Source organism: Flavonifractor sp. An306, from assembly GCF_002159455.1.
Taxonomy (GTDB): Bacteria; Bacillota; Clostridia; order Oscillospirales; family Oscillospiraceae; genus Flavonifractor.
Genome location: NZ_NFIQ01000040.1, coordinates 24,211 through 34,522, shown reverse-complemented (window position 1 = coordinate 34,522; position 10,312 = coordinate 24,211). Strand labels below are relative to the sequence as shown.

General features: G+C 58.7%; 10 protein-coding genes and 1 pseudogene. 2 read left to right on the top strand and 9 right to left on the bottom strand.

Annotated features, from left to right (window positions below):
- Positions 1–106 precede the first annotated feature (106 nt).
- From B5F88_RS11305 to glyA, 9 genes and pseudogenes are all read right to left on the bottom strand, one after another.
- Positions 107–403, bottom strand: a pseudogene (locus B5F88_RS11305) (conjugal transfer protein TraG); the annotation flags it as partial.
- A complete protein-coding gene (locus B5F88_RS11300; protein ID WP_087345920.1) occupies positions 400–888 on the bottom strand; it encodes a PcfB family protein in 489 nt (162 codons plus the stop codon). The pseudogene B5F88_RS11305 and the gene B5F88_RS11300, both read right to left, overlap by 4 nt.
- A 6-nt stretch (positions 889–894) precedes the next feature.
- Positions 895–1,794 carry a DUF6017 domain-containing protein gene (locus B5F88_RS11295; RefSeq protein WP_087330265.1) on the bottom strand — a complete coding sequence of 300 codons (900 nt, stop codon included), beginning with the start codon at positions 1,792–1,794 and terminating at the stop codon, positions 895–897.
- 384 nt (positions 1,795–2,178) lie between these two features.
- Positions 2,179–2,520 (bottom strand): 50S ribosomal protein L19, encoded by a 342-nt coding sequence (rplS, locus tag B5F88_RS11290; RefSeq protein ID WP_087345916.1) that lies wholly within the window; start codon positions 2,518–2,520, stop codon positions 2,179–2,181.
- An 84-nt stretch (positions 2,521–2,604) separates the two neighbouring features.
- A complete protein-coding gene (locus B5F88_RS11285) occupies positions 2,605–3,234 on the bottom strand; it encodes a M50 family metallopeptidase (protein WP_087345913.1) in 630 nt (209 codons plus the stop codon).
- Positions 3,235–3,236: 2 nt separating this feature from the next.
- Complete coding sequence (locus B5F88_RS11280) at positions 3,237–4,031, bottom strand: M23 family metallopeptidase (protein WP_242959760.1); 795 nt, start codon at positions 4,029–4,031, stop codon at positions 3,237–3,239.
- 326 nt (positions 4,032–4,357) lie between these two features.
- Positions 4,358–5,626 carry a replication-associated recombination protein A gene (locus tag B5F88_RS11275; protein ID WP_087345906.1) on the bottom strand — a complete coding sequence of 423 codons (1,269 nt, stop codon included), beginning with the start codon at positions 5,624–5,626 and terminating at the stop codon, positions 4,358–4,360.
- 100 nt (positions 5,627–5,726) lie between these two features.
- The gene (locus B5F88_RS11270; protein WP_087345903.1) at positions 5,727–7,358 is read right to left on the bottom strand and encodes an S-layer homology domain-containing protein; all 1,632 of its coding nucleotides are present in this window, start codon (positions 7,356–7,358) and stop codon (positions 5,727–5,729) included.
- Positions 7,359–7,485: 127 nt separating this feature from the next.
- Positions 7,486–8,727: a serine hydroxymethyltransferase gene (glyA, locus tag B5F88_RS11265; RefSeq protein WP_087345900.1), complete on the bottom strand. Its 1,242-nt coding sequence runs from the start codon at positions 8,725–8,727 to the stop codon at positions 7,486–7,488.
- Positions 8,728–8,898: 171 nt separating this feature from the next.
- Here glyA and nth point away from each other — a divergent pair, with 171 nt between their 5' ends.
- Positions 8,899–9,546: an endonuclease III gene (nth, locus tag B5F88_RS11260; RefSeq protein ID WP_087345897.1), complete on the top strand. Its 648-nt coding sequence runs from the start codon at positions 8,899–8,901 to the stop codon at positions 9,544–9,546.
- Positions 9,547–9,553: 7 nt separating this feature from the next.
- Positions 9,554–10,312 (top strand): peroxide stress protein YaaA, encoded by a 759-nt coding sequence (gene yaaA, locus B5F88_RS11255; protein ID WP_087345894.1) that lies wholly within the window; start codon positions 9,554–9,556, stop codon positions 10,310–10,312.

Here is a 10,312-nt window from a genome sequence, read left to right as displayed (position 1 = left end):
CCCACGGAAAGGCGGGAGTAAAGGGCGGTAATTTTGCTATAATCAGTCATGTGCATAACCTCCTGTGCGTCCATGTAGGTGTCCTTTACACTTAAAATTATGCACTCCATCGGGCGCTGCCGTACTCGATGCCCTTGCGGTATTTGCGGGCGTTTTTTCCTTTGGCATACACCGCCAGCCGGACGATGACCGCCCCGGCGATACCTGCCAGCAAGTCCAGCGGATGCAGGCTTGGTGCCGCATAAGAAAACGCCTCCGTAAAGCCCTGGCTCAAATGCAGGAACTTTTCAGAGGCGTCAAGGCCGGGCGCGAGGCGCACCGCCTGGCAGAGCTTATCAAAGAGATACACGAACAGCAGATACGGGAGGTTGAGGATGAGAGCCTTCTTCAAGTCAACCGTCATAATTCCACACCCCGGTCTTTGGCCTTGACCTTCTCCCGCTGGCGGTGCTGGGCTTTGGCCTGCTGCTTCGCCTGGTCCAGCTTCTTGCGGATGGAGGGCTTTTTCTCTTTCTCCAGATTTTTTGCGGAAAACTCCCGGAAAGCCGCCGTGATAACGTCGGCATCCCGGCCCTTGAAGAACACCAGGTAGCGGGGTATCTCGCCGCTGGTGTCCTTTTTCAGCGCGAAGTCAATGCCGTACTTCTTGGCGGTGACCGAAAAGGCCCGGATGTTCTGGTCGGTGATCTCGATGTTTGAAACGCCGGTGTTGTGCTTCATAAGCTGCCGGAGGGTCTGCTTGCCGTGGTGCAGCTTGGTCTTGTGGCCGGTCACGCCCTTCTGCATCTCGTCCAGCACTTTTTTCATGGCCTGTTGCAGCATCCCGGCGGAGAGCTTGGTGGCCTCCACACAGAGGGCAACGGTGCGCTGGGTGACTTCTTCCTGCATGAGTGATTACCTCCTTTCTCCGCTGCCGTACAGGTCGTGGTTCACCAGGGACGCATAGTAGCTGTCAATGGTGGCCGGGGCGTTATACAGGGCAGCCAGCAGATATTTCTTGATGTTGCGGACATAGGTGGTGTTCTCCCGCATACGGTCCAACACATACTCGATGTGAGAACTGTTCAGCTTCAGGAACCGGGATTTGACCACCTCCGCCGGATAGTCGTCCCCGGCAATGCGTATCGTCTCCCTGCGGGAACAGACGGTATCCACCATGAGCTCCACCAACTCATTCAGCATATCCCGATCCAGCCGGTCATCCCGGCATAGATAGTCATACTCGATATTCTCCAAAATCAGTTCCCGATAGTTCTCTCGCTCCCGCATCCAGTCCCGTCCAGCCCTGTTGCCCCCTGCGGGGGTTTGGGGGCTTGATTGGATAGGATTTGATCCTTCCGTACTTGATGAATCAGTATTTGATATTTGGTTACTTGATCCTTTAGTATTTAATTGTGCGGGGTTTTCCTGTTCAGGTTTTCCCAAGACAGGAGAATCCAAGACTGGTTTTACCTGAACTGGATTTTCCCGTTCAGGTTTTCCCGGTTTAGGTTCCGGTGGCCTGGGCTGCTCCAGGATCGTGTACTCGATGCTGCCGAGCCGCCCGTTGGCATTACGGACTCTTTCACGGATAATATACCCCGCATCTTCCAGCTCCCGAACCGTAGCACAAATGCTGTCCACTCCATCCCGGCATATCCGGGCAAGGCCTTTGGTGGTGTAGTCCCAATCCTCCGGCAAGGATAGCATGAGGGACAGCAGCCCCTTCGCTTTCAGCGACAGTGCCGTGTTCCGCAGATGATGGTTTGCCATCACCGTGTAGTCGCGGGTTTTCTCAATGCGAAATACCGCCATAATCTCACCTCCCTCCGGCGGTCTGGAAAAGTGTTCGTTTTCGGAAAAAATTCAATTCTGTGCCCATTTGCTTTTCCATGTGGGAAAACCTATGGACACTTGATTTGCATTTCCTACATGAAGAAATACCTTCGATTTCTCACCCCTTTCAATACAGTTTCCGTGTACTTGATGGAAAGTAAAAAACGCCATAGGATTTCCTATGGCGTTTGGGACAGGAAAAGGGTGCTGATATTTCACATCAGCACCCTTTATCCTGCCAGTATTAAAATTTTTGACTTCACATCGTGTTCCTTGCCTCTGAAAACATTGATTTTACTGGACTATCTCATGTTTTCTTATTAGGAGGCAAGTCATGCCTCTCCCTCCTTGCAGGTCGCAAAATCAGATGCGCTCCTTGACCTTGGCGCTCTTGCCCACGCGGTCACGCAGATAGTAGAGCTTGGCCCGGCGGACCTTACCCTTGCGGACCACCTCGATCTTCTCCACCGCGGGCGCATGGATGGGGAACACCTTCTCCACGCCTACGCCGTAGGACACGCGGCGGACGGTGATGGTCTCCTCGATGCCGCCGTGCTTCTTGGCGATGACGGTGCCCTCAAAGACCTGGATACGCTCCCGGTTGCCTTCCTTGATGTGCACGTGCACCCGGACAGTATCGCCCACCTCAGCCTTGGGGGGCTCGGACTTCTGATACTTGGCGCTGAAAGCCTGCATGAGATCCATTTTACTTCCTCCTAATTATAGGCGTTCGTGCCGGCTGACTCCGCCGTTCTCCCAAATGGAACGGCAGCCGCAGAGGACCGCCCTTTATTGAGTCCGTAGTATTTTACCATAGCGCCGCCTGGATTGCAAGTCCTTTTTTCCTCCCCAGACGCTTTCTGTCAGCAGCCAGAGCGCCAGCAGCCACAGGGTCAGATTCCAGCTGCCCGCCCGCAGCAGGAGCAGAGCGCCAAGCAGCAGTCCGGCGGCCAAGGCCCCCGCCAATATCCGCAAAATGCGGTCCGCCCCCTCCCGACCAAGTATAGGCAGCAGCAGAAACCCCACCGCCCTTCCGCCGTCCAGGCAGCCGGCGGGCAGCAGATTGAAGGCCGCCAGGGCGAAATTGATGCCGCCAAAACACCACCCTGCCGGGCCCCGCAGGCGGACCGCCGCAAGTCCAACCGCCAGATTGACCAGCGGACCGGCCAGCGCGGCCAATATCTGCTCCAGCCATCCCAGCTTTCGGCGGCTGGATAGGCGCATCTCCGCCCCCACACAGGTGATCCGCAGCAGAGTCACCTGTCCGCCCAGGGCCAGGATCGCCAGGTAATGCCCCAGCTCATGGAAGATACAGGCCAGCAGGCAGAGGGGCAGCAGCCCCTGCTCGTCAAAATAGTAGAGCGCCGTCCACAGCAGCAGCGCACCGCTGCTCACCTCCACCCGTTTCCATCGCAGCATGGTCACTGGGTCTCGATATAGTAGAGCGGGTTGAGCAGGGTGCCGTTCAGCTTCAATTCAAAGTGGAGGTGGGGACCGGTTGCGTTGCCGGTGGCCCCTGACTCGGCCACCTTCTCCCCCGCCGCCACGCTCTGCCCCTGCTGTACGCACAGCTTGTCACAGTGGCAATAGAAGGATTTCAGCCCGCCGGCGTGGCTGAGCTGGAGATACAGGCCATACACAGGGCTGTCTCCAATATAGTCCACCGTGCCCTCCGCAAAGGCCAGCACATCGGTGCCGGTATTGACCGCCAGATCCACGCCGTTGTGGAATTTCTCGCCGCCGTCCACCGGATGCTCCCGCCAGCCGAAGTCAGAGGATACCCAGCCCAACGCCGGCGTCACGGTCTCGCCAACCCCCAGGGCGCTCAGGTTGTACTTATCCATCGTCGCGTTATCGGGCAGCGCGGGGCCGTCATATGCCATATGCTCCACGGCGGGAACCGGCTCCGGCGTTGGCTCGGGCTCCGCCTCCGGCGAGGATGTGGGTTCCGGCTCTTTGGGCTGGGGGGTTCCGGCCACCATTGTGAGCGCAGCCGTCCACAGCTCCTCCTGAGACGGCTGCAGCCCGCACAGAATCGCCGCCTGCTGATCATAAAAGCTGTCTCCGCTCTCCTCCAGGCCATCCCCCCAGAGGATTCCCAGAGCCTCCGTCACCGGCTCTCCTTCCGACACAGCCTGACCCAGTGCGGAAAATGCGGCCTGAAAATCGGTGTCCTGCCGGATGGCGGAAAGAAGCTGCACCCGAAGTTCAGACATACGCTCCGGAAAGATTCCCTTGCCAAAAAACACCGCAAAAAACAATGCCAGGCATACAACCAGCTGCATCAGCCGCCGCTTTTCCGCAGGGCCCAGAACCGCTCTGTCCGTATGGCGTCCGCCTGCGGTGCGCCGATGCGCCGCCGGTCTGCGCTGCCGTTTCCTCTCCTGCTCCCATACTCGATTGGCCGTCCCCATAGCGGTGTCCTTCCCTTCTGTAAGGCGTTTCGGACTATCTATATGCGGACGGGCCTTTCTCTATTCCTTTCTGGAGCACATTGACAAAAATCCAGGGCGGTTTTGGAAAACCGCCCTGGACATTATCCCTATTCTCTGCCCTTGATCTCCTCCCAATACCGCCTGGCCGCCTGCTCCGTCTTGTTCTCTCCATAGATATAATACTGGGTGCCTGCCAGTATGTCCGGCAAGTATTGCTGCTTTACCCAATGGTTTGGGAAATCATGGGGATAGAGATACCCCTGCTCACGCTCCATGCCCGCCGAATCGGCGTGGACATTCTGCAGATGCCGGGGATAATCCCCCGTCTTGCCGGCCCGCACATCGGCCTGCGCGGCGGCGATGCCCCGATACACCGAGTTGGACTTGGGCGCGGTGGCCAGCAGGACCGCCGCCTGGGCCAGGGGGAGCCGCGCCTCCGGCAGGCCCAGTTGGAGGGCGTTATCCACGCAGGCCTTGACAATCAAGGCGGCCTGGGGATAGGCCATGCCCACGTCCTCGCTGGCGGAGCACAGCAGCCGCCGGATGGCGGTGATCAGGTCCCCCGCCTCCAGCAGCCGGGCCAGATAGTGGAGGGCGGCATCCGGATCGGAACCCCGGAGGGACTTCATCAGTGCAGAGGCGATGTCAAAATGGTCGTCCCCCTCCCGGTCATAGCGCATGGCGGAACGCTGGGCCACCGTCTGGGCATCAGCCAAGGTGACAAGCAGTTTCCCTTGCTCCCTTTTGGCGGAGTTGAGCAGCAGCTCAACGGCGTTCATAGCCTTGCGCACATCTCCGCCGCAGGCGGCGGCAATGTGCGTCTGCACGCCGTCCTCACACACCACCTCCCCCTCCAACCGCTCCCCCATGAGCCGGATCCCCCGCTCTATGGCAGGCAGCACGTCAGCGGCGGACAGAGGCTTGAACTCAAATACTGTAGACCGGCTGAGCACCGCGTTGTACACGTAAAAATAGGGGTTTTCCGTGGTGGAGGCAATCAGGGTGATTTTCCCATTTTCCATAAACTCCAACAGGGACTGCTGCTGCTTTTTATTAAAGTACTGGATCTCGTCCAGATAGAGCAACACCCCGTCGGGGGCCAGCATGGTACCGATCTCCCCGATGATTTCCTTGATATCGGAGATGGAGGCTGTGGTGGCGTTGAGCCGGTGGAGCGGCCGGTGGGTGCGCTTGGCAATGAGGTTTGCCACCGTGGTCTTGCCGGTGCCGGAAGGGCCGTAGAACACCAGATTGGGGATATTGCCCCCCTGGATGATTCGCCGGAGCAGGCCGTTTTCTCCCAAAATGTGCTGCTGTCCCACCACCTCGTCCAGAGTCTGCGGGCGGATCTCATCTGCCAGCGGCCGGTATGTCATGGGAAAGACCTCCCTTATCAAACAGAATGGAGCGGAATTTCTTCCGCTCCATTCTAACACACGTTCGAGTGTCCGTCAAAGAGATTCCAGTCTCAGTTGGTTACTTTTCCACGACTTGCTGAACGATCCTGTCCACCTCTTCACGGGTAAAGCCCTCCAGGCTGCCGCCGCCGCCCAGCTGCAGGGCCTCATTCAGTATATCCATCCAGTTAAGTTTGGCCGAGCCCCAGGCATAGTCAATGTTGTCCTCTGCCTTGTGGATCAGGTCGTATTGAGTTTCACCGGTGGTCAGGTTAAACAGGAACACGTAGGTATCGGTGTTCATGGCACCCAGGGAGTTCATGGCACTGAGCATAATGCTCACCGCATAATACTCGTCCCGGGTGCTGAAGATGGCATCAGACTGGCCGGAGCGGTCATAATAGCCATGGCGAATGGAGATCACGTCCATACTGCTGGGCACCTTCAGACGGCGGTAGATATAGTCCAGGCTGATCTCAGCCAGGCTCATGGCATCCACTTCGGTAGGCGCCGGCTCCGGGAAATTGGGCTTGCCTTCCGTGGGATTCATCAGACGGTCCAGCCGCAGCATGGTGATGATGCTCTGCTCCCGGCTGTATGGATCCTGTGGCTTGAACTGGTTGCTGCCCACACCGGTCATAATGCCGCTATTCTCCATCTTGGCCACAGCGTCAGCAGCCCAGGAGGAAACGCTTGCCGAGTCGGCAAAGGTGCTGGTGCCGCCTCCCTGGAGGTAGCGCAGGGAAGCCCGGTAAGCCCGCTCCAACATGGTAGCGGCCTGTTCCCGGGTCAGAGGAGCGTCGGGATTAAACGTGCCATTACCCGTCCCCTGGACGATGCCTATGGTAGCCGCCTTTCGCACATTGATGTCGTCTGTGTCGCTGAAGGTCTCCTCGGCGGGAAGGGTCATCCCCAGATATTTCTCCAGCAGCGTCACCACCAGTGCGCAGAAATCGGCCCGGGTGGCGGTGTCGGTGTAGCGGGACTGGAGGGACTGGGGTACAATGCCGGCCTGGATAGCCAATCCCACCTGGTTCTGGGCCCAGGAGGAGGGTTTCTCCCCGCTGAAGGTGTGGGTGGTGGCGGCCTCCGGCAGCTCGCTCTTGAAGTGGACCACATAGACCACGCCGCTCTCGTTTCTCACCTTCTGGGCCTTCTGGTGGGAGAGGATGATAAAGTGGTCGTCCCCCTTGGAATACATAGCCTCCTCCTGGCCGTATTCATCAGTATATACCCGCTTGGCATAGCCGGAGGTGGCCAGATAGTACCGGAAGGGCATGGTCAGGTAGTCAAAAACGGTTGCTACGTCATCAGAATTATCCACCAGGTTGATCCGCGCATCAAGATACTGGGTAAGCATCCAGTAATAGTCCGCGTACACCTCTGTGGCGCCTTTGGGAATATCCACGCCGGTGTCATAAGGGTCCTTCAGGGTACCGTGCAGGAACACATCATCGTAGAACTCGGGATAGAGGACATAGTCCCATCCGCCGTCCTGAAAGTACTTCCGGCCCTCATCGTTGGTCAGAAGGTTCCAGTTCTTCATGTCCTGGTAGATGGGCCACGTGACCGCCTCTTCGGTGTCCTGAGCAAACTTGTCGCCCATGCCGGACAGGTCCACATCTTCCGCCAATGCCGTTCCCGGGAGCAGGCCCAGACACAGAACTATGGCCAGCACCAGAGACAGCAGCCTCTTTTTGTACTTCCGCATGATCTCAGTCCTCCCTATCAGTTAAGATACCTTAAATGTACCGTACCTGGAAGGTAAATACAATTAGCTGGCTGCATAGTGCAGATAAAAAAGCCGACGCCCGGAAAACCAGGCGCCGGCTGAACGCTTACTCGTACAGGGGATATTTGGCGGTGAGCTGGGCCACCTGGGCACGCAGGTCGTCCTGCTTGCCCTCGAAATCGGTAGCGGTCTGCCACATGATCCGGGCAATGGCCTGCATATCCTCCTCCTTGAAGCCCCTGGTGGTGGCGGCGGGGGTACCCACCCGGATTCCGGAGGTGACGAAGGGCTTCTCGGGGTCGTTGGGGATGGCGTTCTTGTTGACGGTGATATTCACCTCGTCCAGACGCTTCTCCATCTCCTTGCCGGTGAGCTTGGCGGGGCGCAGATCCACCAGCATCATGTGGTTGTCGGTGCCGCCACTGACCAGATCAAAGCCCTCGGCCATCAGCGCTTTGGCCAGCGCCGCGGCGTTGTTGAGGATCTGCTGCTGATACGCCTTGAACTCCGGCTTCAGCGCATCCCCGAAGGCCACCGCCTTGGCAGCGATGATGTGCTCCAGAGGGCCGCCCTGGCTGCCGGGGAAGATGGCGGAGTCGATTTTCTTGGCCACCGCCTCCTTGCACAGGATCATGCCGCCCCGGGGACCGCGGAGGGTCTTGTGGGTGGTGGTGGTCACCACATCGGCATAGGGCACCGGATTGGGATGGAGCCCCACAGCCACCAGACCGGCAATGTGGGCCATATCCACAAAGAGATAGGCCCCCACCTCATGGGCAATATCCGCAAAGGTCTTGAAGTCGATGGTCCGGGGATAGGCGGAGGCGCCCGCCAAGATCATCTTGGGCTTATGCTTTTTGGCCAGGTCCCGCACCTGGTCATAGTCGATGTACCCCTGGTCATTGACGCCATAGGGTACGATATTATAGTGCTTGCCGGAAAAATTCACCGGAGAGCCGTGGGTCAGGTGTCCGCCGTTGGCCAGGTCCATACCCAGCACGGTGTCCCCCAGCTCGCACAGCGCCTGATATACCGCATAGTTGGCATTGGCGCCGCAGTGGGGCTGTACATTGGCGTGCTCCGCGCCGAACAGCTGGCAGGCCCGCTTGCGGGCGATGTCCTCTACCACGTCCACATACTGGCACCCGCCGTAATACCGCTTTCCGGGGTAACCCTCAGCGTATTTGTTGGTGAGCACCGTGGCCGCCGCCGCCAGCACCGCCTGGTTGACAAAGTTTTCCGAGGCAATCAGCTCAATATTCCGGCGCTGACGGTCATACTCCGCCTGAACTGCGGCCCCCACCTCGGGGTCATGCTCCGCCAGAAATGCCATGATATCCTTGACCAAGTTCTGTCGCCACCTTTCCCTTTTCTCCGCCCGGACCCTTCCTGTGCCGAGGATCCTTTTGCGATTTAGTTTATTATACCTGTTCTGCACAGAAAAAACAATTGTCACCTGAGGAAAAACAGCCTCGTATTTTCCCTGATTGTGTGTTATATTGTCTAACGAGGTGATAGCATGAAATCCAAGATGGAGATCCAGTCCATCATCGAGGAGCTCAAGCGGCTCTATCCCGACGCACTGTGCTCCCTTCCCTATCCCAAGCCCTATGAATTGCTGTTCGCGGTTCGTCTGGCGGCCCAATGCACCGACGAGCGGGTCAACATGGTCACCCCCGCCCTCTATGCCCGTTATCCCACCCTGGAAGCTCTGGCGGAGGCTGACGTCAGCGAGGTGGAAACCTACATCCACTCCACCGGCTTTTTCCGCGCCAAGGCCAAAGATATCGTGGCGGCGGCCAAGATGATGGTGGAGCAATACGACGGCAAGGTTCCCGATACCATGGAGGAGCTGCTGAAGCTGCCCGGCGTGGGTCGGAAAACCGCCAATCTGATTCTGGGCGACGTGTACCACAAGCCCGGCGTGGTGGTGGCGGACACCCACTGCATCCGGATCACCGGCCGCCTGGGCCTGACCGACGGCACCAAGGACCCGGTAAAGGTGGAGCAGCAGCTCCGCCAGGTGCTCCCTCCGGAGGAGTCCAACGACTTCTGCCACCGAATGGTGCTCCATGGCCGGGCGGTGTGTATGGCCCGCAAGCCTGACTGCCCCAACTGCACCCTGCGCCCCTGGTGCTCCCTCTTCACCCAGTCCCAGGAGGCTTGAGCCGGCCATGCGCATTCTGATTTCCCCCGCCAAAAAGATGCGGGAGGATCTGGACGGCTTTGCCCCGGAGAGCCTTCCCCACTTCCTGGCGGAGGCGGAGCGACTGAAGCAGCTGCTGCAGTCCATGCCGCCCAAGGAGCTGAAGTCCCTGTGGAAGTGCAACGACGTCATTGCCGCCCTCAACATCGAGCGGCTGGCTGACATGGACCTTCGCAGCCGTCTGACCCCCGCCATTCTGTCTTATGAGGGCATCCAGTACCGCTACATGGCTCCAGGGGTTTTTACCGCCGGCCAGCTGGATTACATCAGAGAACACCTGAGGATCCTCTCCGGCTTCTATGGTCTGCTGCGGCCCTTTGACGGGGTGCGGCCCTACCGGCTGGAAATGCAGGCCAAACTGCCGGTGGACGGCCATCCGAATCTCTATGACTTCTGGGGCAGCAAGCTGGCGGACGTCCTGACCAGGGAGTGCCGGTGGGTGCTGAATCTGGCTTCCAAGGAGTACAGCCGCGCGGTGGCTCCCCACCTGCCCCCTACCCTGCCTATGGTCACCTGTGTCTTTGGCTCGGAGGAAAAGGGGCGGGTGGTGGAAAAGGGTACCCTGTGCAAAATGGCCCGGGGACAAATGGTCCGGTGGCTGGCGGAAAATCAGGTGACGCAGCCGGAACAGCTGACCCAGTTTGACCAGCTGGGCTACCGCTTCTCCCCCGTCCACTCCACCCAGACGGAGTTTGTATTCCTCCAGATACAGACAGGAGGGGACTGA